Raw genomic sequence first — 22,920 nt, 5'->3', positions numbered from 1 at the left:
GGAGGATCCACAGTGAGTGCATTCGAAAACCTCAAAGCACATTTTCAAACCATTTCTAATTTCAATCACCTTTCCGCGATCTGTGGCTGGGATGCAGCCTCTATGATGCCTGCAGGCGGCAATGAAGCCCGCTCAAACGCCATGGCGGAGCTTTCCGTACATATTCACAAATTGATGACGCAGCCACAATTAAGTGATTGGTTCGCCCAAGCAGATCAAGAGTCATTGCAAGGTGACAACCCTGCCGTACTTCGAGAGCTAAAACGTCAGTGGCAGCAAAGCAACCTATTACCTGAAAAACTTGTCCAAGCGAAATCATTAGCCGGCTCGAAGTGTGAGCACGCATGGCGCACTCAACGTAAAGAGAACGATTGGCAAGGTTTTGAAAAGAACTGGGCAGAAGTGGTCAAACTTTCTCAAGAAGAAGCGCAAATCCGCGCAGATGCCACAGGCTTATCCCCCTACGATGCCATGTTAGACATCTATGAGCCCGGCACAAAAACCGAATCCCTCAATCAACTGTTTGATAACGTAAAAACTTGGTTACCTGAATTGATTGATCAAGTTATCGATAAGCAAAGCAGTGAATCCTTTATCGAGCCAAGTGGTCAGTTTGATACGGCTCATCAAAAGGCACTAGGCCTTGAGGTGATGAAGCTACTCAAGTTTGATTTCAACCACGGCCGACTCGATGAAAGTGTTCACCCATTCTGCGGCGGCGTGCCAAGTGATGTCAGGATTACCACGCGCTATGATGAAAATGAATTCGTTCAGTCGCTTATGGGCATTGTTCATGAAACGGGTCACGCACGCTATGAACAAGGCCTGCCAAAAACCTTAGCCGGACTTCCTGCAGGTGAAGCGCGCTCAATGGGTATCCATGAATCACAGTCTCTATTTTTTGAAATGCAGGTAGGCCGAAGTGATGCCTTCATCAAACACCTATCCGCTATGGCCGGCAGCACCTTCAAGGGGCATAACCCAGAGTTGTTCGCATTTGATAACTTCCAAAAACTCTACACTCGTGTGAAGAAAGACTTCATTCGTGTCGATGCCGATGAATTGACCTACCCTGCGCACGTCATTTTGCGCTACGAGATTGAGCGTGACTTAATCAACGGTGACATTAAACACACTGATGTACCTGAGCTCTGGGATAGCAAGATGCAGGAGTATCTTGGCTTATCTACGCAAGGTAACTTCACTAATGGGTGTATGCAGGATATTCACTGGACAGATGGTGCATTTGGTTACTTCCCTAGCTACACGCTCGGAGCTATGTATGCGGCTCAATTTATGGCAGCGATGAAGAAAACGGTTGATGTAGATGCTGCGATTATAAGCGGTGATCTATCGCCTATCTTTGCTTGGCTATCTGAAAATATCTGGAGTAAGGGTAGCTTATTGACGACGGATGAGTTGGTTAAATCTGCTACGGGTGAGACATTGAATGCTGAATTCTTTAAAGCGCACTTGAGAAGTCGTTACCTTTAATCATTTCATTCGATAGAAATGAAAACGGGCTAGCACTTTGCCAGCCCGTATTAATTGAAACTCTTATTACACTTAGAAGCGTCTGCCTAGAGCAACGAACAGGGTTTCACGTGAGCCGAAGCCTGCTTCAAACAAGATATCCCAATCGCGATTGAAGGCGTATTGGAAGCCTGCGGTGCCGTTCCATTTGTCGTCTGCGCTTTGTTGGACTTCGAAGCGCCCATCTTCAAGTATATCAGCCAACTGTGGAATGATATCTCCTATGTTTCCAGACAAATATTGTTGAACATCTTGGTACATAGCTCCCACCCAAACTCTAAGCTCTTTGCCACCATCATATTGCCAACGATGACCGACTCTAGGTGCAGCAACAAATGTCTTAATCTCACCATCAATAGCATCAATATTTGTTAGGGTATAGTTCATGTCAACAAGTGCAAACCAATTGCCCACACCGCCTGCGATTGTTGTACCGGCACCATAGGTCGTTCCATCCATATCTAAAGTGAATGGTATATTTAGGTCATCTATCGTGCACCCATTGTGACATGGCCATCCACCATTGTATGTAACCGACTCAATTAGTGCGGTACTTTCACCTCTAGTTTGTCCTAAAATTCCATAAACATTCAAGAATGGAAATAGCCATAAATCTCCACGAAGTGTTATGTTGGACCCTTTGAACTGTGCTTTAGTCGCATCAATATCGACAGACTCCAAAAGAGGTGTTCCACTCAGACCAATATTATTTACGGTAATTGGATTATTCATATCCATGTAGGATAAAGAAAGGCCCCAAGGTTTTGGCAATGTATAACCACGAGCCTCTGCTTCTTCTCCCCATATGGGGAACATTGAATCTTGTGCATTCGCAAAAGGTGCGCTTACCGCCACTAGGGTAAGCCAAAAAAGTTGTTTCATTTCATTTTTCCAGAGATTGGAAAACAACGACAAAGCGATAGTTATATGTCCAGTAGTGCTACTAAATGCTGTAACACCAAAATTGTCTTGTTTTCATAATGCTTAATGACCCTAAATGAAGAGTCTAGTTAATCATTAATGTTCGGTTAGTTATATAGTTGTACTAATTTAGGGAGCGCATCCTACCACCAGCTATAGGTTGTGATCAAGTTATCAATTTTTGCTAAAAATGAACGTACTTTACAGAGTGAGCAAACGACAAAAGCCGCGTTAGACCAACGTTATATTACGTCAATCAAACGCGGCTCATTATTGAATTTGCAACCGCTTTCCTATGCCTTACCTAAGGCTAATCGCCCTAAGACTTCTTACTAATAGTCAACTGAAGGCTAACCGGCAATAACACCAAGCTATAAACCAAAATGCTGCTCAACGCGATGGTCAGCACCAAACCAATTGAATGCATGCCTTGGTGCTGCGCTAAAATCAGTGCGCCGAATGTCATTAGGGTTGATAGACAGCTCACGACTGTCGCTTTCGGGGTGGATGTCGCGAAGAATGAGTGGATATCCCCAACGGCTCTAAATCGGTTCACGATATGGATACCATTGTCTACGCCAAGACCAAAGATAAGCGGAATCACGATAATATTCGCCATATTCATGGATAGATTGAACCAATGCATCATGCCAAGAGTGGTCAATGAAGCGAGCGTTAATGGCACAAAGATCAGTGCAATGTCTTTGGCACTACGAATTGTCGTTGTGAGTAGAAGCGTAATCGCCACTACTGCAATAATGATCGCCGTCTGGAAAGCATTCACGATGATTTTACCGACTTGTTGCTCGGCAACCGCACGGCCAGTAGCATTAGGCGTAATCGCCTGAACCTCGCGAATAAAACGTTGAACACTATCAACGTTGGTCATATCACCTTGCGGTACAATCGTAACAAGATAACGCTTATCGTCACTGACATATCGATTCAATAACTCACTTGGTATGTCGCTGATCTCTGGTGCGGGCTGTGGGCTTAAAGACTCAGCAAACATCTGTGTACCAGAGAATAGATAAGCGCTATTTTGGGGCTCAAATGTCTCAGGAAGTTGCTCTGCTTGTGGCCAGTTTTGTTCTTGTGCCAGTGCCTTAAACTGCTGATAAGCCATTGGTGCTGCCGGAGTAACGGACGAGATGGTATCCACCACCGCATTTTGGCGAGTCACCCATTGGTGCGGCAAGAAATCATTGGCTATCGTCACACTACTCACCATGTCCAACTCACGCAGTTCATGTTGCCATGCTTGTGCCTGCTCTTCATCATCAGCAACAGCGTAGAGCTGATAGCTTGAGCCCAGACCTAACTCTTGCAGTCGGTTGAGTGACAGCACTGATTCCGATTGGGGATTTTTCAGTACAAGTGTTGAAAAATCAAATTTGAACTGACTCGCGCCTATCCCCATCACCACAAAAAGCCCCAGAGCTGTCGCAACAATGTGCTTTTGCCAACGGTAAATGAAAGTGGCATAACGTTTGCCAAAGCCATGTTGTGCCGAATGACGCACCGTTGGATAACCAAACAATTCAAAAAACAGAGGGATGACGGTAAAGGTGGCTACTAAGCCAAGCACCATCCCCATCGCCGAGATGACACCTAACTCACCGAGGCCTGTATAAGCGGTCGGATAAAAGCTCATAAATCCAATGGCCGAAGACAATGCACACAAGCCTAATGGACGAAACGAGTGCGTTAACGCATGCTTAAGGCTTTGTTGATTATCCTCACCTCCAGCGCGTAACTCTTGGATATGAAGGCAGAGGTGGATAGCGAAATCGACCGCTAGGCCGATGAACATCACCATAAATACGATCGAGATGGTACTGTAATGCCCTACAACGGCGAGCCCTGCTGCAAATGTCCAGGTCAAACCAATGAGAACTGTCACATAACAAGCAACAATCACGCGCAGTGAACGTATGCCAATAGTGAGGATGAGGAGAAGGCCGATCAAAGACGCTGTACCTGCTAGTGCAATACTGTCATTGGCATCTTTAATTTCGTCATAATCAAGCGGTGTCTGCCCTGTGAACTCTACCGTCACACCATCAGGTCGTTCTATGCGGGATAAAATTCGCTCAAGTTTACTAATGACTTGCTGATTTGGGTTTTTCTGTGAGTTGTCTGGCTCAGCAGTTAACGTGACAACGTAATGTTGAGGCGGTGACACCACTTGCTTTAACAGCTGTTGCCAATCCACCTCTTGCTGTTGACTTGCTTGCAAAATCGGCTCTAGTGGCTGCTCAGTGTGCTCAGCTCGGTCAGCCAGCAAGGCAAAATACTGCTCAACGCTCTGCATCCGCGCAGCCAAAATAGCGGGGGCCAGTTGATGCTCAAATTGACTCAACAGACGTGCAAAATCATCCTGTGAGACAAAGCCCAGCGCATATTCATCGAACCAAGGCAGACTGCTTGGCGCAAACACATCGGTAAATATCGGCTCTTGTCTAAATGCCTGTTCAAGTTCCATCGCATATTGACTTGCAGCAACGGATTCGTCACTTGTTTCACTGCTGATAAGTACAAGCACATTTCCTGTATTAGGAAACGTCTCGTTTATCTGTGTGAGATTATCTACCCACTCACCCTCTTGCTTAACGAGCGACGATAAGTCGGCATTGACCTCAAAATTTCGCTGACCATACCAAGCGCTGTAAGCGGTAATAATGGCAAGGAAAATAGCAATGACATAAGGGTGGCGCTGTAAAAGAGAAAATAGTCTGTTCATGCAAGAAGCGGATGAAGAAAAACGGTGGTTTATCATAGCCGTTAACTCATACAAATTGCATAGAATTGATCAACAAAAGGCGTGGGTTTTATGTAACGAAGTACTGATAGAACAGTAAGTAGACAGGAATAGTAAGAAAACTAGAAGAATAACTTTGCGCTTCCATGCGCAAACCGTTGATGCGGTATCAGTAGTTTTGAATATGTTCCACAGCTTGAGTTTGATACTCACTCTTTGCAGCCATGTCACGCAAACCTAGAAAGGTTTTGTAGGGTTGAGAGACCGCGACAGTGTTAACTAACCATGCTGGTAGCTTGCCACCAGGTTCAGTAAACACTTGATAGGTTACATAGGTTTCTGTCTCGCTAACAGGTGTAAACGTCCAAGTACTATTAAGTTGCTCGATACGCACGTTTCCCTTCACTCTTGGAACGAAATCAGGCACGGCGGCTTGGTCAATGGTAACAACCAGTGTTTCAGGATCTTGTGTAGTGATGTTATGCACCACCGCGTCACGATCTGATACAGGCCAAGGTGCTTTTGATAGCGTGTAAGTCACCGTATCAGCAACCGTCGTTGTCTTAACCAAACGCATTTCATCAACGTTTTCTACCCAGCTCGTGCCCGCTTCTACATCATTAAATGCAGCAATGAGAGTGGTAAGGTTGGCATCTACTGTCATCTCAGCACGAAATGCTTTAAAGCTACTGCCTTCAATGCTTTGGTTATAGACTTTAACGCCTTTCTTATCTTTGACCTCATGCCAGTTATTCTGCATCGCACTAGCACCTAGTGAGCAGAACATGAACAAGGCGACAATTAATTTAGATCTCATTGAGAGATACTCCTATTTTTCCAAGTCACACGATTAAGCTTGTGTAATCGCAGTGCGTTTAATGTCAGGAAGCCATTTAAGCTAATACCAACAGGAACAAAAATTGCGTAGTGGATAGGCACAAAAAGCTCACGAACTAAACCAATAAAGGTCGCAATAAGCGCAACGATAGTTACTGTATTAACACCTAGTGTCCATAACGCTAAATCTGAAGGTGTTTGTAGATAATTAAGTGTCGATACCACCAACAACACTGGCGCTAACCATGCGATCCACTGACACTTAAACCAATACCATGACGCTTGAATAAACGTTGGGGCTTTGACAATTCTATGCATGTTTTTAGAAAAGCCATCCCACACTTCTTGTGCATTGGTGTACATGCGCGTTCGCATTAATGAATCGGCAAATGCCCAATAAATTCGGTGTCCACGGCGCTTAAATTTTTCAGCAAACGCGAGATCTTCCGAGATGTCAGCTTTCACTAAATCGTGACCATTTTCAGCGTGGTATGCAGAAGCTAAAAACAACATGGCTTGACCATTTGCGATCGCTTCATCTTTACCTTCGGTATTCGAGGCAACGAAATCCATCGAGTTAGCCGTTGAAAGGAACACGCCCGGTAGCAGCGATTTCTCACTGAACGATAGCATTTCTTGTTGCGGGTTAAATGAGAGCAATTCGATATCGCGTTGCTGACTGAAATCTATGATGCTCTTTATCAGAGCAGGTTCAGATTCGGTGTCAGCATCAACAAAGAATAGATACTCACCCTTAGCATTCATCGAACCCCACATACAGGCATTGCTTTTACCTAACCAGCCTTTAGGCAGTGGGCGACCCGAGATAACGCGAGCATCAAATGCTGTGCCTTCAATCAGTTGCTCGGCGATAGCACGAGTTTCATCTTCAGAGTCATCATCAACAACAATGATTTCCAGTTTGTCAGCAGGATAATCTTGAGCCAGCATGCTACCGAGTGATTTGGTAATATTGGCCGCTTCATTACGCGCGGGAATGATCACAGATACCAGAGGCCAATCGGTGCGTTCATTTTCATGCGCAATAATATGGGAACGCTGCCCTGCAAGTCTTGCTAACTTGACTAAAAATACCAGTACTGTCGTTAAGCAGATGACTGAGATGGCGAGTAAAAACATCTGTTGGCCTCGAAACAAAATAAGGCCGATACAGTAACATTTTGTGTGACCAAGATCGAAATATTAAGGGATTTTGTTGCAGACATTTACATAAATGCACTGTCAGTGCTCATTCGACTTAAACTCGCTAACCCGTAAGGGGTAATAACAGTCAGCTTATTTACTGAGATCTGACTTGTTCAGCCATTTTAGAGCTTCTCTACGCGCGAGCCCTTGTATGCCCTGCTCTTCTATAAAGTTAATAACGCTTGTTGGCGCTGTTTTGGAATACTCCCGCAAGACCCACCCGATGGCTTTTTGAATAAAAAACTCATTATCGTGTTGGTTCTCTTTAATCAGGCTAAAGAGTAGCGCTTCATCGGTGTCAGCTTTGAACTTTAACTGATACAAAAGTGCTGTGCGCCTTAGCCAAATATTCTCCGATTCTCGCCATCGCTGAATATACTCAAACGTCTGTGCAGGATATTGGATAAACAACGCTGAAGCGATGTGCGTAGCCAGCATATCGACCGTATCCCACCAAGAGTGGGTAGTAATTAGCTGTTCGAGGTTAGTTAAATAGTATTCCGGCAACCTCTTTTTCTGCTTAATCAGCAGATCAATTGCTACCAACTGATATTCCCTTTGAGGCAAAGCCCAAAGCTCTTGAACCACTTGTGGCACTTGCTCTATACAAGGAATACGACTTTTACCAAACAACGGCTTTAGCGCTTCGCGTCTAGGCCCTGACTTTATCCCAAAGAACTCAAATTGACCACGCATATAAGCCTTCATATGGCGCGCATTTTCTTCATTTGCCAAAGGCTCAAGCTGAGAAATAACTTGCTGGTTCCAGGTGTGCATGGTGAGGTTCCTTCAGGCTGATGGAGGTATTTTTGATCAGGAATTTAGATTGGTAAAGCGTTACTGACTATTGGGTCGGTAGTTAGACTAGCTGGTAATTAAGATACGACAGAATCGCTCGGTGATCACACGAGCCAGCCGAGGTAGCTAGCTCGGAGCTGGACAAAAACGTCTTAGATTAATCAATCTGATTTAGGGAAATGAGGATAACTTTTGGTCTTGGAAAGCCGTTTAGTTAAGTGCCCAGTCAAGGCCCCTTACATACTCACTGTGGTCTGAATGAATCAGAAAAAAGTGACTAGCTCATTTCACTAAACTAATACTTTATGATCTAATCGTAATGGTGTCAGCAGTTTAGCATACTGACACCGTCATAAATTATAAAAGCTTGTGGTGCATTAACTAACAATCATATGAAGTAGATTGATAAGCTAGTACTTCAGAATGCATGTTATGTTCTAGTTATTGTTTGTCGCCCTGTTGTTTTAGTTATTTTCTTGAAGGGCACCAACCACAGCTAAACCCAGGGCGCGAGCATACTTTGCTCATTTTATAAGCCAAAGAATACTTGCGCTCTATAATCGTCACACCAACCAGCTTTTTTAAGCTTTTGTCTTTGACTCGCAGCGCCACATTCACATTGCTTCAATATATTCATGACGAAGCGCCTAAACAACGCTATATTCTCAACGGCACCATCTAGACAGATTCTTGAACTATCTTCTTTGAAAACTACATCTAAAACATAATGTTGGCTATTCTCAATTCGCCAGTGCTGGCGAATATAATGACCAAGCAATTTGTGATTCGGTGAAAGTGAGCTGACATAATACGATGTATCTACAGTGCCTTTTCCATTGACCGTACGATGTCGCTCTACTGCAATAATGCTGCGTATCGTAGGCCATTTCTCTGTAAGCTCCTCTGGCAGTGTTGCTTTCAGTTGGAACACTATACGCTCTTCTTTTCTACCATGACGAGTCTGCGTTACTTGCGTCACCACTTTTTCTTTTTGGCGTCAAAAACGGCTTGGAACTGAGAGATAACTGCTTCCCGTAGTTTAGGTTGGTTCTTCTTAACCTGAACAACCACATGGGCTTTTTTCTCGGCTATCTTTTCCAATGTCTTTCGTTGGCAGTGCAAGGCATCAACCGTTATGACGCCGCCCTTAACGTTAATAATATCAAGCATCTGCCGTACAACATTGATTTCGCCATTTTTCGTTTCTGTCGGTTTTTGACTAAGTACTAGACCGCGCTCTGCATCATAGGCAGTCACTAATTGGAGTGCGGTTTTTGGGTCGGAGCGATAAGAGCCGCTAGGTACCTTACCATCAAAAGCGATTACTGACTTGCCCTGGCTTTCTCTTTGCTCATTTATCCACAATGAGAGCGCTTCAAGTAAAGATTCCGCTACAACTGAGCGCAATATTCTAGCGATAGTGTGCCTACGAGGGATGCCATGAGTGAATGGTCGATACTTTCTCAGCCATTCAAGCTTGTGTTCACCATATGTTTCGATGTCTTGCCAGCCCTTACTGCCAGCAGAGATGGGGCTAATTACAAGGAAAATAATATCAATTAAATCATGTCGTTGATTGATATCTGAGCGAGTATCTTCGACAACAGAAAGGTGTTCTATAAGACTCAAGGTTGGTATCAGTTTATGAATTTGAGCCTATTAGATCATATATCTTAACAAAGTGCGATCCCGCCCTGGGGCGAGCATCAAGAAGCCTAAATTGACTATCAATTAGTTTATTCAAACGCAATCCATACTTGCTCAATTATTACTCTTTCCTTGCACCAACGGACTCATTCTGCACAAAGGCCAAAATTAATGCGCCAATCATGATAGCAATTGCTATGGAAATAAAACGCATAGCTTGTGCAGAGAATGAGTCATAACCTGGATGGCTAATAATCTTATAAGTCAACGAGGTAAAATTGACGAATAACAGCTGATAAATTGATAAACTGGGTTGGCGACGAATAGCGAAACTCGCAAGCTGTAACCCACAAAACAGTGAGATACCAAAGACAACGAAATCAGGTGCACCCGCCGTCACTAAAAACATAGCAGGCAATGTAAAAAGTACACCTACTGCAGTAGTGATTAACTTTTTATAGCTAAATGTTTTATGGTCACGGTGAGTTGGACTCTTGATCATATTGCTGATTGTGATCGCAATGAGCATCGTTTGTGTCGCGTCAAGGCCGATCAATACCATCACAACCACCGTTAATGCCGTTGCTTTTAGCGCCACGGCAACAATGTCGTATTGTGTTTCATCGGCTTGGGACATTCCTTGTTCTGGCAGTATATCTTTATCGTCACCAGGAAATAGCCAGAAACCAATATAGGTGACGATCATCGCAACAACCAACTTCTCAAATAAGAGGATCGGCAACCCACTCATCGGCAGCATCATCTGCTTGCTAAACACGACCATAACGACCACAACAACCAGCGTTAAGGTCGCAATAATGTCTTTAGGGTCACGATGACTACGTGAATAACCCCAGAACAACAAAAGCCAGCAGTAGAGCAAAAAACCTGTGGGTGAATCGACTAATACACTACCGAACAAAACAATACCAAAGCTGATAAACAGCATCGCTGCAATCACCTTTAGAATCACGCTCATCGGTGGTTTCGATGGCATGATAGTCATGAACATTACAATGAAAATAGGCGATAATACTGGCAGCATTGCTCCGCTGCTTTGTAAATAAAACAGCAGAGCAATAGGTAGGAAAACCAATCGAATGATTGGGTTAGCGGCACTATGAAACATAAGTCCACACACTTAAGATTCGCATCCAAAGCATGGCTAGCCACTCGCCTAATTCACTCTGCTCTGTCATTATCGCGACGGTTGCTTGTGAACCAAAACGAATGTTATGAGGCACATCATCATGGTCAAAGACGATATTGACTGGGTAGCGCTGTGCACTTAATGAGTTGCCATCGGCATTTAAAAATCCAGTTTCTTGGTCGATGCTATTGCTGCCTCCTGTTCCCCAGCCGATACTCTCTACCTTTCCGGTCAATACACGCCCTGGCAGTGCATCGAGCACCATCTTAACGGTTTGCCCTACTTTGATATGTTCTAAAGAATTTTCTCTTAGCTGCGCTGTCACCCAAACTCCGCGAGGGTCAATAAACGTCAGTACTGGCGAGCCGGAGGTAGCGCGCTGCCCAACGGTAAGCTGCACGTTAGTCACCACGCCATAAGAAGGTGCTAATACCTTTGTCTTTTGTAGGTTGAGCTGTGCTTGCTCTAATGTTGCTAACGCAGCGAGAATCTGCGGGTTTTCATCACCTTGTGGGCCTAGAGCTTGCTTAGCTTGAACCAGTGAGGCTTCAGCGGCATTTAATGAGGCTTGGGCGCGGTCTTTCGCTTCAATAGCATTATCGAGATCGGATTGGCTTAAGACACCTCTGCCAGCTAACTCTGAAACACGCGCGGCTTGGTCTCGAGCATTGTCTCTCGCTGCGACCGCATCCGTCACTTTGGCCTGTGCAACTTCGACTGCTGCCGTGCTGGCTCCAATGTTTTGTCCTGCAATCGCTAGGTTGGCTTCTGCCGAACGTACACTGACTTGATAGTTACGATCATCGATTTCAAAAAGTGTGTCACCGGCCTCTACTGTCTGGTTGTTCACTGCGTTAACCGCGGTGATATTGCCAGACACTTCCGGTGCAACGCGCACAATGTAAGAGTGGACACGGGCGATTCCAGTCATTGGGGTTACGCGATCTGCCCATAAGCTATAGAGCCAGATTACGATAATGACACTGATGATGATGGTGCTTAATTTACGTGATGATTTTTCGGCTTTCGACATTTTCTTTCTCTTTTACTCAGTATTATTGTGCTCTGAGTTTTACTGCGTTAATGAACAATATAAAGACTGTGTTATCAGTGTAGTAAACCTACAGGCCGACAAAAAAACTGATCACAAGTGCATTAATAAGATCGACAAAGAAGCCACATACTAGAGGCACGACAATAAATGCTTGCGGACTCGCGCCATATCGGTTGGTCACTGCCGTCATGTTGACAATAGCCGTTGCGGTCGAGCCTAGTGTGATACCACCGAACCCTGAACAAACCACCACCGAATCATAGTTTCTGCCCATTAGGTAATAAACCACGAAGATGGTAAACAAGAGAGAGACTAAGATCTGCATCGCCATAATGACTGAGATATACCCAAACAAACCATCAAGATCCCAAATACGCAGCCCCATCAAAGCCATAGTCAAAAACATGCCAAGACAGATGTCCGAAATCATCGCTAGGCCTTTCTGACCTTGCTCAATTTTCTCTTGTGTTCGGCGTTTGGTAAAAAGTGCGCGTCCGATGTTACCGATCAAAATGCCAGAAATAAGGCAGCTGACAAACATTGGTAGTTTCAGGCCCAGTGAATCGATCACTTCACTGACACTGTAGCCAAGCATTAATGTCACATTGAGCACTAGCCATGCCCATAGCACACCGTAATGACTAAGCTCTACTCTAGCTTCACTCTCTTGGTATGCACCGACTGCTACATCTTGTTGATTAGATGGCTCGATATTGTGTTTTTTCAATAGATAGTTGGCTATCGGGCCACCAATGACACAAGCGGCAATCAAACCGACAGTGTTAGAAGCGACTCCGAGTTCTAAGGCATTGCTGATCCCGAACTCTTCAACAAACGTTGGAGCCCACGCTAGCGTAGTCCCTACGCCACCTATTAGGCTAACTGAGCCTGATAGCAAACCCGCTTTGGCATCTAATCCATAACCGCTCGCTACCGCCATGCCGACTAAGTTTTGGATCACAATGAAGCTTGCCGCTAACACAAGCAATACAAACAGAGGTTTGCCGCCATTGATCAATGTCTTAAAATCCGCTTGTAGCCCGATACCAGCAAAAAAATACAACAACAAAAAGTCGCGGACATCTAAACTAAAAGTAATTTGAATATTGAAAATGTAATACAGCGCAGCGACAGTCGCCGCACAAACAAACCCGCCTATTACTGGCTCTGGTAGTGAGTACTTCTTTAGCACGTCAGAGCGTTCAATGAGGGCCTTGCCAATAAACAGTAACGAGATGGCTATCGTGAAGGAGAGCAAGGGAGGAACAAGTGTTTCTGTCATAATACGTACAATTCCTATAAAACGTGACCATAAGTATTGCCTAGAATTTTGTTGATTGTTTTTTAATCGTGGCAATATTTAAAAAGCGCAACAAATTATTAGAAATAGGCCGACTTGTCTTGGTCATTTCGCGCCAAAAACAAAAAAACCACCAAACTCGTTGAAAATTGAATTGGTGGCTTTCTCGAACAAGCTCTGGCTGTGACATTCTGGCGGCTTTAGGCCGTCTTGGCAGTCGCTATCGAGGCAACTTGAGTCTCTTTTTTGTCTTTTGTGCTTGGCTCTGTATGCGATTGCTTCTCATACAAGAACCTCAAGACCGCTTGACGACACTTCTGATATTCTGGGTTGTCCGCTAGCGCTACGCGGTTTCGCGGTCGAGGCAGGTTGATATCCAACACCTCTCCGACCGTAGCTGCAGGCCCGTTTGTCATCATCACAATTTTATCCGATAGCAACACGGCCTCATCGACATCGTGTGTGATCATAATGACGGTATTGTTCAACTCTGCCTGAATTTCCATCAGTGAATCTTGTAAACGCGCACGAGTCAAAGCATCAAGAGCGCCAAATGGCTCATCCATCAATAACACCTTTGGCTGCAGCGCGAGAGCGCGAGCAATACCTACACGCTGCTTCATACCTCCGGAGATCTCATCGGGCTTCTTATCCGCAGCATGGGACATTTGGATAAGCTCTAAGTAGTGGTTCACTTGCTCTCTGATCCATGCTTTGTTCTGCCCTTTGGCAATCTGCTTCACGGCCAGTTCGACATTTTGATAGACCGTGAGCCATGGTAACAATGAGTGGTTTTGAAACACTACCGCTCGGTCAGGGCCAGGGCCTGCGACTTCTCTACCATCAACGATTACACCGCCACTGGTGGGTAAGTGAAGGCCTGCCACCAAGTTAAGTACGGTTGATTTGCCGCAGCCAGAGTGGCCAATCAATGAGATAAACTCCCCTTCTTGAATACGCAGATTAACATTCTTGAGCGCGACGAAATCACCGTTTGGGGTGGGAAAGCTCATTCCTAATTGAGTTAAATCTAATAGTGGTTTAGACATTGTCTTTCTCCTTAACGTAGCGCCTGCTGTTTATTCCAAGACAGCCATTTTTGCAGTTGAAGCATCCCTCTATCGAGCAACAAGCCAACAAAACCGATGGTGATGACTGCAACCATTATTCGACCTAATGACGCAGAGCTTCCGTTTTGGAATTCATCCCAAACAAACTTACCGAGCCCAGGGTTTTGAGCCAGCATTTCTGCGGCAATTAAAACCATCCATGCGATACCTAACGACAGTCTAAGCCCTGTAAAGATCATCGGAATTGCGGAAGGCAAAACAATCGTCCGTATATGCTGCCACCAAGACAGTTGTAACACTTTACTGACGTTCACCAAATCTTTATCCACACTGGTTACGCCAACCGCCGTGTTAATCAGGGTTGGCCACAAACTACAAAGTGCGACCGTCAATAATGAGTTAATAAATGACTTGGCAAACAGCGGATCATCGCTGACATAAGTCGCACTGACGACCATAGTCACAATCGGCAACCATGCCAGTGGTGATACAGGTTTGAGTAGTTGAATGATCGGGTTAAACGCTTGGTAAACGCTGTTATTCAACCCCAAGACGATGCCGAGCGGAACAGCAATAACGGTCGCGAGTAAAAACCCACACGCAACGGTAAACAGACTCGTGATAATTTGGTCAAAGAAGGTGGGCTTACCGGTATAAGGTCGGATTTTTACTTTGGCATCTGGGTTTTTCGCCAACTTCTCAGCATTGCGTTTTTCTTGTCGCTCAATAAACTTCTGCTCTTTATCTCGCTCCTGCCAATGTTCATCAACAAGATTGGTAAACTGCTGGAAAGTTTGTACTGGTCCCGGCAGCGTACCTAACGATGTGACCACTTGTCTGGCACTCAAATGCCAAAACATCAAAAACACTAAAATACCGATAAGTGGGAAAAGAATAACTTTGCTTTTGTTGGCAACAAGCTTTCTGCTTGGCATCAACGCGATAACATTACTCGACATAAGTGACTCCTGTTACTTCCTTGTAGCGCGCCCAGCAAGCACTCTTGCTGGGCGCTTTATCGTTATACTTTGTCTTGGCCTTTCAGGCCGATGTTAAACTTCTCTAGATAAGCGTTAGGCTTGCGACCGTCATAAACAATGTCATCAATAAAGTGTGTTTGTGGTGCTCTAAAGCCATCTTCTTTGTCAAAGTCTGGGAAGTCTTTATTCGTCAAAATACCTTCTTCCACCAGCGCTTCAGCAGCTTGTTTATAGATATCTGGACGATAAACCTCCTTCGCTACATCCATATACCAGTCGTCTGATTTCTGCTCTGGTAATTGTCCCCAGCGGCGCATTTGCGTGAGATACCAAATTGCATCACTGTAGTATGGGTAAGTCGCGTTGTGACGGAAGAACACATTAAAGTCAGGGACATCTCGTTTATCCCCTTTTTCATATTCAAACGTGCCTGTCATAGAGTTCGCGATCACTTCGTAATCTGCGCCAACGTATTCGCTTTTTGCCAATAGCTTCACCGCTTCTGGGCGATTAGCGTTGTCATTCTCATCAAGCCAATGTGCCGCGCGAATCAATGCTTTTACTACACGAACGTGGGTATTGGGGTATTTTTCTGCCCACTCTTTTGAAACACCGAATACTTTCTCTGGGTTGTTCTTCCAAATTTCGTAGTCGGTGACGACAGGAACACCGATACCTTTAAATACCGCTTGTTGGTTCCACGGTTCGCCGACACAATAGCCTTCAATCGTGCCCGCCTCCATTGTGGCTGGCATTTGAGGTGGCGGTGTGACGCTCAACAATACATCCGCATTCAGCTGACCACTATTATCTCCGGATGTCGGTGCGTAATAACCCGGGTGAATACCGCCAGCGGCTAGCCAATAACGTAGCTCATAATTATGCGTCGAGACCGGAAACACCATTCCCATATTAAATGGCTTACCATCATCTAAATAACTTTCAACAACCGGTTTTAACGCGTCTGCTTTTATTGGGTGAACAGGCTTACCGTCTGCTTGTTTTGGAATGTGGGGAACCATTTTCTCCCAGGTGTTATTTGAAACAGTAATAGCATTGCCGTTTAAATCCATACTGAATGCGGTAATTACCTCCGCTTTTGTACCGATACCGACGGTCGCTCCAAGCGGTTGACCGGCCAGCATATGTGCACCATCAAGCTCACCATCAATCACGCGATCTAACAGCACTTTCCAGTTAGCTTGCGCCTCTAATGTGACATATAGCCCTTCGTCTTCAAAGAAGCCCTTTTCATAAGCGACAGCCAGTGGAGCCATATCAGTCAGTTTAATAAACCCAAATTTTAAATCTTCAAGTTCCGGCTCGCCTAATTCAGCAAAGGCGGAAGGTAAATATAACGAACCACACAGTGCAGCACATGTTGCTGATAACTTAATTGTTGAGATCCATTTCATACAATTTCTCCTGTTGAGCATGACTTTATTAATCCATCGATTGAATAGTGAATGTGCATTTTATTTATCATTCATATCCATTCTTTTATTTCTTTTATGGATTCGTTGTTCCAAGTTACATGCCAACTTGAAAAAACTATATATAATAAACACTTAACCAAGCGTCGCACTATTGACAACATGAGGATGCATAATATTAGTGCGTAGCGCACCAATATCACTTCAATAGTTATAACCCCAAAGTAGTATTGGCATTCAAACACCCACATTAAATATATGGGGTAGCCCATAAACTAGAAAAGGCAGAATGGATAGTACCCATTCTGCCTTTAAAGTTCGAAATATCTATTTCAGATTTTGACTATTTACCGTTAAGTTTAAGCGCCGAAAATGTCACGCTATTGTAGTCGCCATTCGCTTTGTCCACTTTGAAGTCGCCTGTGCCAGCACAGCCTGGGCCCCAAACTGGATGAGAGTCTTGCGCGCTACACTGCCCATACGCCCCAGCTTTAAAGTAAAACGCATCTTTTGCATAGCCTGATGGATAGTCTTTGTCATCCACACCTTTACTCAAGTCAATTTCGTAAGTCACCGTATCATGACGCTCAGTGTCAAACTTCAAAAGCATCATCGTACCCTTGACTTCAATTCGGTAACTGAACTCTTCACCTAGCGCGATACCAGCATCACCCGGCTCTGCTGGGTTTTCCCATGTATTACCCCATACTGGGTAAGCAATATCGATACGGTCAGGGTCATTTTTCGCTAGGTTACGCTCATAGTTCCAGAAAACAGAGCCCATTTTGTGGCCAGGGAATTTTTTATAGAAGATCTTGATAGGCTCGTTGCCGTGGCCATAGCCCGTTTCTGCTTTAATTTGTGCGTTGTCTTTCTCAGCGTGAATTTGTCCTACGACAACCGAATGCGCTGGATATTTTTCAGGGTACTTCGCGTTCACTGAGACGTGATCGACTTTCAAAGTCGCCTCTAACACACCTCCAATTGCACTAAACTCCTCTGCTTGAGAGTGGCTTGATAGTGCCCAGTTATTCAAATGATCATGCGTACCAATCGAGAAATCAGCACCACGTGCCATTTGACGCAGTTCCGAACGAGCATTCTTTGAGTTTTTGGTTGTGATCGCTTTATTGTGAACCTCAAAAACAAGATGACCATCTTCGTTAAGGAAGAAGAAATCTTCATGTGAGTAACTCATCATCGCTACCCCTTCAATCTCATCCACTCGTCCGTCTTGATTTATGTCTGATGGAATCGTGATTTTCCAATTACGCATATCAAAGTTATCCGCTGGAACGGGATAAGACACACCATTGTTCGCGACGGCGGCAAACGCCCCAGAAGCTAGGGAGAGTAGGATTGCACTGGTAAGTACCTGCTTCTTGTTCATCGTTCAATTTCCTTCTGTGTTATTGTAATACAGTATGATATTGATGCAGTTAGAAACAAAAAGTAACAAGATGAAGTTCTATTAACCTGATCACATTCGATATTCAGAATGTTTGATCGAGTTAACATCAATTGTGAGGAGAAATACTTGCACAGAGACTTATTCAGCATCCTATTGCATTCTTCATCCCCCTCTTACAATCACAAAAGGTCTAGCAAAAGCTAGACCTTAAGAATAAAGCGACCAATATTTAACTACGTCGGCTTTTAATTACATCCAAGTGATCGTATCCATTGGGGTAAGTTGATTAGTCACATCACCAAACTGATTTTCTGGACCATCAACAACAATACCTTTAATCGAAGCACCTTCACTAAGATCCAGTTTGTTTAGATCTACCCAGAAAAGCGCAGGCTGGCGTGAAGACTCTAGGTAGTACGTTTTGTTACTATGATCACCAAGCGAACGCCATAGAGTCGCTGAGATATTTGGATGATCTGGATCTTCCATACCTAGAGGTACACCGATTGAGCGCATGATAGACATCGCCGCTGCAGTCGCCATCTTGCCATCTTCAAACTTCGGCGTACTCTCAAGTAAATAGTCGACACGAACAAAGCGATCCGCTGCATTGATAGTACCTGGTAGCATGCGATTGCCTCCTACAAGCTTCCAGTACTTATTGATAGCCAATTGCTCATCAAACGTTGGAGAGTTGGTCATCACTGTATATTCATTGCTATGGTGGATCGTCAGTTCACCATCAATGTACTCTAGAATTGCTGAATCTCCGCTTTCATCAGACAAAGAAATATGTGCAGTAGCCGGTCTGCCATTGGCAAGTAATGGAGCACAAATGATAAACGCAGGCTCACGCATTGCTTCAACGGCTTCAGCAACGGTGGCAAAGTTATCTAAGAAATATTGTGCCCACGCACCAACTGAGATAACAGGCTTGTCTGATTTTGTGTAGTCGCCGTAATCCGCTTCTGCAAAATAAAGAGCGTTTGCAACCAAGCCTGCCTCATTCATGCCATCAGATGACGCTGCATCATACATTGACGTAAAGACTGAACCATATTTTGAGGTCCAAGTAAGGGCATTCGGGTAGTTCCCTCCACTTTGCTTATAACCACGAGGCATAGCAATGACAGCGAACTTAGACGTCGGATCGTTCCAGTCCATACCGCGACCAGTAATAAATTTTTCAGATTGAGTTTGATAGATAATACGAGTACACATAGTTGGCTCCAAGTGAGAAAGTTAATTGTGTATTGACTGAGCAACGGCTCAACTTGGACTCACTTTAACTTTTCATAACCCTTCAAACCAATCACATATGACGGATGGAACTCTCACTACGCTTTGTCAATTGTGGGGCTAGACCGCGTATAGCTAACATCACCAATGAGACTATATTGCCGAATAACCTAAATAGACACCTACTCCAATGGCTCTCCTGCCTCATCTTCAATAACAACCTCTGTTTCTAAACTCGCTTCTTGTATCCAACGTTGCATCGAAGCACTTGCCAGCACCTTTTGCTGATAGGCTGTTGCTGCCGCAGACAACTCAATACCATAAGTTTGAAAGCGTAAAGCTACGGGCGCAAACATCGCATCGGCAATTGACCACTCTCCAAACAACCATTCTCCCCAATGCTGTTCACTTTGCTCAGCCCAGATTTGTTCAATCCGAGCAATGTCATTTCTAGCCCCTTCGCTAAGTGCTACCCGTCTGATAGCACGAATATTCATTGGTAGTTCATTTCTGAGATCATTGAAGCCTGAGTGCATTTCTGCTGCAATCGATCTGGCTTTAGCTCGTTCAATCGCATCTTTAGGCCATGCTAGTCCATCTAGGTACTGTTCATTGATGTACTCTAAAATCGCTAGTGAATCCCATACTGCCGTGCCTTGGTCGACTAACGTTGGTACTTTTGCTGCAGGATTAATGGGCTCAAGTTTTGTGTAAAACTCTTCACTGAATAGTCTTAACTTGATGATTTCTACATCCAAGTTGAATTCAGAGAAAATTAGCCATGCTCGAAGTGACCAGGTTGAGTAGTTTTGGTTACCAATATATAGCTGCATCAATGCCTCCATGATGTGTGTTGAGTGAGTGTCTTTTGTCAGAAACCACAATATCCAATTGTTTTATCAAGCACTAACGGATAGTTTAAATAGAACACTTCAAAATAATCGATGGATGACAGTTTAGGATGGATATCGACGCGCTACGCAGTTTTCTTGCTTTTGTCGAAACAGGGAGCTTTACTCGCGCAGCAAAACAGATTCACCGCACTCAATCTGCTTTTAGCGCCCAGATGCGCAAATTGGAAGAGGAGCTTAATGTCAGCTTGTTTGAAAAAGAAGGACGTAATCTTGTCTTGAGTGAAGCAGGACTCGCATTGCGAACCCACGCTGAGCAGCTTGTGAGTTTGCATAACCAAGCTATAAAACAAGTCAAACGCTATGAAAACAAGCGCCCTCTGCGCTTGGGCTGCCCAGAAGACTACAATGACAGCATCTTGCCTCAAATAATTAAGGTATTACAACAAGCTGAACCGACTTGGTCAATTCATGTATTTAGCGACCCTAGTGTTTCACTGAGAGACAAACTGGATCGTGGAGAGTTAGACGCCGCTATCGTCACTCGCTCACCAGAAAGTGAAGAAGGACATTGGCTAACAAGTGATAGCGGTGTATGGATTAGTCACCCCAGCTTTGATTTAACCAATTGTCAGGCACTCCCCTTGGCGCTGTTCCAAACTGATTGCAAATACCATGCAGCCGCCATTGATGGCTTAACTAAACAAGGCATCAATTATCAACTGATGACCTGCTGCAACACCGCGTCAGCGCAGCGCGCTATCGTACGATCAGGCATTGCCATCGGAGCAATGGGTAGACTCAGTGTTTCACCTGATTTGAAAATACTTGATGGTATGCCACCACTTCCCAACGTCGATATTGCTTTGATTACCAGCGTGGATTCTCATCCAATATTGGATAAAGAGTGTTTGATTCAGTTGCAAAAGGCACTTAGATAGTGAAGATACAAAGTTAGTCTGCTAAATAAATATCGAAATCTTCTAGGCGGGTGACGACATTAGCATTTTGTAACTAACTAAAACGTCAAATGACTATGTTTAGGTTTAGCCAATTTTAAGTGAACCAATAACTCGACCTCTGGCTCATAAAACGACAAAGGCCCGACAACTTAAAAAGTTGTCAGGCCTTATAGAATATGGCACGCCCTGTAGGATTCGAACCTACGACCACATCCTTAGAAGTGATGTAGTTACATGATTACATACAATCACGCACACATAAAAAAACCTTTAAAATCAGTGTAATAATATCCAACCGAAGCTGGGGAATATCACTTACCATTACATATAACTACACAAAACCACTTCCTTACTTGACTAGTTACTTGACTAAATTTAATGTTAGTCAAGTAACGGATATAGGTAACGACATGCTCACAGCAAAAGAGATTAAATCCTTCAAACCCAAAAGCACTCCTTATTATCGATGGGACAAGTCGGGCGAGCGAGGGAAAGGTAGACTAGCAGTTCAAGTCAGTCCATCTGGTTCAAAGAGCTTTAAGTTTAGGTATTTTAAAAACACAAAACCTGTCTTTATCGCTCTAGGTAAACTGCCTGGTATGACGCTTTCTCAGGCTCGTGATCTTACGAAAGAGTACAGCGGAATGTTGTCTCAGGGACTTGATCCTAAAGAGGAGCTTAAACAACGCACCGATACCAAGAAACAAGAAGCGCTTGACGCTAAAAAAGCTGGAACATTTGAACAATTAATGCTCATGTTTACCGAAGACAAAAAAAGTAATGGTAATCGAGGTTATGAAAACGAGCTAAAGAAAATAGTTGATAACGTCTACCCTTATATAGACATACATAAAAAAGCAAAAGATTTCAAAGCTGAGGACTTTATCCAACCTTTAGCCATACCCATCGAAGAAGGCTTCGAACCTAAAAGCAATAAGCTGCGCTCAATCCTTCATGCCGCGTTTAACTTTGCGTTACGTAACGATAATGACCCTAAATATCAAAACCGAGACATCAAGTTTGGTGTTATTGGTAACCCAATATCTGATATTCCGAAACAAACTCAAGCAGAACGAGCAGGAACACACTACATGACATGGGAGGAGGTATCTCAGCTTCTTTTTGACATGGAGTACAGGTATAGCGATTTAAATTTCGCATATCAAACTCGCCAAGTACTAAGACTATGTTTTTACCTTGGTGGTCAACGACCTCATGAAGTAGTCACGATAAAATGGTCGGAAGTTGACTTCGAGCAAAAAACAGTCCTTATTCGAGAGGAGTTTGAGAAAACCAAAAAGCCTCACATTGTCCCCCTAACTGATTCAGCCATCAAAATATTAAAAGATGTTAAAGAGCAATCAAGCTGTGAAAGCCCATTCGTTTTTTTTAAGAAGACCAATGTTCAAGAGCACATGCCTACAAACACCATTGCCCAAGCAATTTTAACCTACAAAAAAGCTACAAAGGTTCGCCCTTTTGTAGCTAGAGACTTTCGTAGAACTGTAAAAACACTTGGTGGACAAGCGAAAATCTCCAAAGAGTATCGGGACAGAATTCAAGGCCATGCAATCAGCGATGTATCTGGCAAACACTATGACATGTACGAGTACTTGGATGAAAAGCGCGAAGGGTTAGAAATTTGGGAACGAGCACTCAACAAACACATAAACAAGTTGATGCACCAGATGAAGTAAAACAGTAAGTCTGTCTGTGCAACTGTACTTCCATACCTTGAATCTGTGACCCTGCAAAGGGTCACCATGA

17 protein-coding genes, 1 tRNA gene and 1 pseudogene are annotated in these 22,920 nt (G+C 44.1%); 3 read left to right on the top strand and 16 right to left on the bottom strand.

What is annotated here, in order from left to right; all coding sequences use genetic code 11:
* The first annotated feature begins 12 nt into the window (after positions 1 to 12).
* A complete protein-coding gene (locus QWZ05_RS19070) occupies positions 13 to 1,494 on the top strand; it encodes a carboxypeptidase M32 (RefSeq protein ID WP_290300082.1) in 1,482 nt (493 codons plus the stop codon).
* Between the two features lie 72 nt (positions 1,495 to 1,566).
* Here the strand turns inward: QWZ05_RS19070 and QWZ05_RS19065 are convergent, their stop codons facing one another.
* The 15 genes and pseudogenes from QWZ05_RS19065 to QWZ05_RS18995 all read right to left on the bottom strand — a co-directional run bounded on the left by QWZ05_RS19065 (position 1,567) and on the right by QWZ05_RS18995 (position 20,173).
* On the bottom strand, positions 1,567 to 2,415 hold the full coding sequence (locus tag QWZ05_RS19065; protein ID WP_264877327.1) for a hypothetical protein: 849 nt from the start codon (positions 2,413 to 2,415) through the stop codon (positions 1,567 to 1,569).
* Positions 2,416 to 2,773: 358 nt separating this feature from the next.
* Complete coding sequence (locus QWZ05_RS19060) at positions 2,774 to 5,197, bottom strand: efflux RND transporter permease subunit (protein ID WP_264877326.1); 2,424 nt, start codon at positions 5,195 to 5,197, stop codon at positions 2,774 to 2,776.
* A gap of 187 nt (positions 5,198 to 5,384) precedes the next feature.
* Positions 5,385 to 6,032, bottom strand: coding sequence for an START domain-containing protein (locus QWZ05_RS19055; RefSeq protein ID WP_264877325.1), 648 nt, complete (start codon positions 6,030 to 6,032; stop codon positions 5,385 to 5,387).
* Complete coding sequence (locus tag QWZ05_RS19050; RefSeq protein WP_290300080.1) at positions 6,029 to 7,192, bottom strand: glycosyltransferase family 2 protein; 1,164 nt, start codon at positions 7,190 to 7,192, stop codon at positions 6,029 to 6,031. Before QWZ05_RS19050 ends, QWZ05_RS19055 begins: the two co-directional genes overlap by 4 nt.
* A gap of 156 nt (positions 7,193 to 7,348) precedes the next feature.
* The gene (locus tag QWZ05_RS19045; RefSeq protein WP_264877323.1) at positions 7,349 to 8,035 is read right to left on the bottom strand and encodes a DNA alkylation repair protein; all 687 of its coding nucleotides are present in this window, start codon (positions 8,033 to 8,035) and stop codon (positions 7,349 to 7,351) included.
* Between the two features lie 550 nt (positions 8,036 to 8,585).
* Positions 8,586 to 9,685, bottom strand: a pseudogene (locus QWZ05_RS19040) (ISAs1 family transposase).
* Positions 9,686 to 9,824: 139 nt separating this feature from the next.
* Positions 9,825 to 10,832 (bottom strand): DUF2955 domain-containing protein, encoded by a 1,008-nt coding sequence (locus QWZ05_RS19035; protein ID WP_290300079.1) that lies wholly within the window; start codon positions 10,830 to 10,832, stop codon positions 9,825 to 9,827.
* Positions 10,822 to 11,886, bottom strand: coding sequence for an HlyD family secretion protein (locus QWZ05_RS19030; protein WP_290300077.1), 1,065 nt, complete (start codon positions 11,884 to 11,886; stop codon positions 10,822 to 10,824). Before QWZ05_RS19030 ends, QWZ05_RS19035 begins: the two co-directional genes overlap by 11 nt.
* Before the next feature lie 88 nt (positions 11,887 to 11,974).
* On the bottom strand, positions 11,975 to 13,189 hold the full coding sequence (gltS, locus tag QWZ05_RS19025) for a sodium/glutamate symporter (protein ID WP_264877319.1): 1,215 nt from the start codon (positions 13,187 to 13,189) through the stop codon (positions 11,975 to 11,977).
* A gap of 218 nt (positions 13,190 to 13,407) precedes the next feature.
* Positions 13,408 to 14,256, bottom strand: a complete 849-nt coding sequence (locus QWZ05_RS19020) for an ABC transporter ATP-binding protein (protein WP_264877318.1) — start codon at positions 14,254 to 14,256, stop codon at positions 13,408 to 13,410.
* An 11-nt stretch (positions 14,257 to 14,267) separates the two neighbouring features.
* A complete protein-coding gene (locus QWZ05_RS19015; protein ID WP_264877317.1) occupies positions 14,268 to 15,236 on the bottom strand; it encodes an ABC transporter permease in 969 nt (322 codons plus the stop codon).
* 62 nt (positions 15,237 to 15,298) lie between these two features.
* Entirely contained in the window at positions 15,299 to 16,672 is a 1,374-nt protein-coding gene (locus QWZ05_RS19010) for a CmpA/NrtA family ABC transporter substrate-binding protein (RefSeq protein ID WP_264877316.1), read from the bottom strand.
* A gap of 361 nt (positions 16,673 to 17,033) precedes the next feature.
* Positions 17,034 to 18,080: a polysaccharide lyase family 7 protein gene (locus tag QWZ05_RS19005; protein ID WP_290300069.1), complete on the bottom strand. Its 1,047-nt coding sequence runs from the start codon at positions 18,078 to 18,080 to the stop codon at positions 17,034 to 17,036.
* Between the two features lie 270 nt (positions 18,081 to 18,350).
* Entirely contained in the window at positions 18,351 to 19,322 is a 972-nt protein-coding gene (locus QWZ05_RS19000; protein WP_264877314.1) for a linear amide C-N hydrolase, read from the bottom strand.
* 200 nt (positions 19,323 to 19,522) lie between these two features.
* Positions 19,523 to 20,173, bottom strand: a complete 651-nt coding sequence (locus QWZ05_RS18995) for a glutathione S-transferase family protein (protein WP_264877313.1) — start codon at positions 20,171 to 20,173, stop codon at positions 19,523 to 19,525.
* Between the two features lie 128 nt (positions 20,174 to 20,301).
* Here QWZ05_RS18995 and QWZ05_RS18990 point away from each other — a divergent pair, with 128 nt between their 5' ends.
* On the top strand, positions 20,302 to 21,132 hold the full coding sequence (locus QWZ05_RS18990) for a LysR family transcriptional regulator (RefSeq protein ID WP_290300066.1): 831 nt from the start codon (positions 20,302 to 20,304) through the stop codon (positions 21,130 to 21,132).
* A gap of 198 nt (positions 21,133 to 21,330) precedes the next feature.
* On the opposite strand, the gene QWZ05_RS18985 is transcribed toward QWZ05_RS18990, so the two are convergent.
* Positions 21,331 to 21,407, bottom strand: a tRNA-Arg gene (locus QWZ05_RS18985).
* Between the two features lie 156 nt (positions 21,408 to 21,563).
* On the opposite strand from QWZ05_RS18985, the gene QWZ05_RS18980 reads away from it, so the two are divergent.
* Positions 21,564 to 22,850 carry a tyrosine-type recombinase/integrase gene (locus tag QWZ05_RS18980; protein WP_290300064.1) on the top strand — a complete coding sequence of 429 codons (1,287 nt, stop codon included), beginning with the start codon at positions 21,564 to 21,566 and terminating at the stop codon, positions 22,848 to 22,850.
* Positions 22,851 to 22,920 lie beyond the last annotated feature (70 nt).

The organism is Vibrio agarivorans (assembly GCF_030409635.1).
Taxonomy (GTDB): Bacteria; Pseudomonadota; Gammaproteobacteria; order Enterobacterales; family Vibrionaceae; genus Vibrio; species Vibrio agarivorans.
Note: the sequence above shows the minus strand (reverse complement) of the source record. Positions and strands in the feature narration are given on the sequence as shown.

Bases quoted from the DNA above. Each gene is read 5' to 3' on its own strand.
- QWZ05_RS19010 (WP_264877316.1), bottom strand. From the start codon at position 16,672: ATGAAATGGATCTCAACAATTAAGTTATCAGCAACATGTGCTGCACTG.
- QWZ05_RS18990 (WP_290300066.1), top strand. From the start codon at position 20,302: ATGGATATCGACGCGCTACGCAGTTTTCTTGCTTTTGTCGAAACAGGG.
- QWZ05_RS18980 (WP_290300064.1), top strand. From the start codon at position 21,564: ATGCTCACAGCAAAAGAGATTAAATCCTTCAAACCCAAAAGCACTCCT.
- QWZ05_RS19020 (WP_264877318.1), bottom strand. From the start codon at position 14,256: ATGTCTAAACCACTATTAGATTTAACTCAATTAGGAATGAGCTTTCCC.
- QWZ05_RS19055 (WP_264877325.1), bottom strand. From the start codon at position 6,032: ATGAGATCTAAATTAATTGTCGCCTTGTTCATGTTCTGCTCACTAGGT.
- QWZ05_RS19005 (WP_290300069.1), bottom strand. From the start codon at position 18,080: ATGAACAAGAAGCAGGTACTTACCAGTGCAATCCTACTCTCCCTAGCT.
- QWZ05_RS19065 (WP_264877327.1), bottom strand. From the start codon at position 2,415: ATGAAACAACTTTTTTGGCTTACCCTAGTGGCGGTAAGCGCACCTTTT.
- QWZ05_RS18995 (WP_264877313.1), bottom strand. From the start codon at position 20,173: ATGCAGCTATATATTGGTAACCAAAACTACTCAACCTGGTCACTTCGA.
- QWZ05_RS19045 (WP_264877323.1), bottom strand. From the start codon at position 8,035: ATGCACACCTGGAACCAGCAAGTTATTTCTCAGCTTGAGCCTTTGGCA.
- QWZ05_RS19030 (WP_290300077.1), bottom strand. From the start codon at position 11,886: ATGTCGAAAGCCGAAAAATCATCACGTAAATTAAGCACCATCATCATC.
- QWZ05_RS19050 (WP_290300080.1), bottom strand. From the start codon at position 7,192: ATGTTTTTACTCGCCATCTCAGTCATCTGCTTAACGACAGTACTGGTA.
- QWZ05_RS19060 (WP_264877326.1), bottom strand. From the start codon at position 5,197: ATGAACAGACTATTTTCTCTTTTACAGCGCCACCCTTATGTCATTGCT.
- gltS (WP_264877319.1), bottom strand. From the start codon at position 13,189: ATGACAGAAACACTTGTTCCTCCCTTGCTCTCCTTCACGATAGCCATC.
- QWZ05_RS19000 (WP_264877314.1), bottom strand. From the start codon at position 19,322: ATGTGTACTCGTATTATCTATCAAACTCAATCTGAAAAATTTATTACT.
- QWZ05_RS19035 (WP_290300079.1), bottom strand. From the start codon at position 10,832: ATGTTTCATAGTGCCGCTAACCCAATCATTCGATTGGTTTTCCTACCT.
- QWZ05_RS19015 (WP_264877317.1), bottom strand. From the start codon at position 15,236: ATGTCGAGTAATGTTATCGCGTTGATGCCAAGCAGAAAGCTTGTTGCC.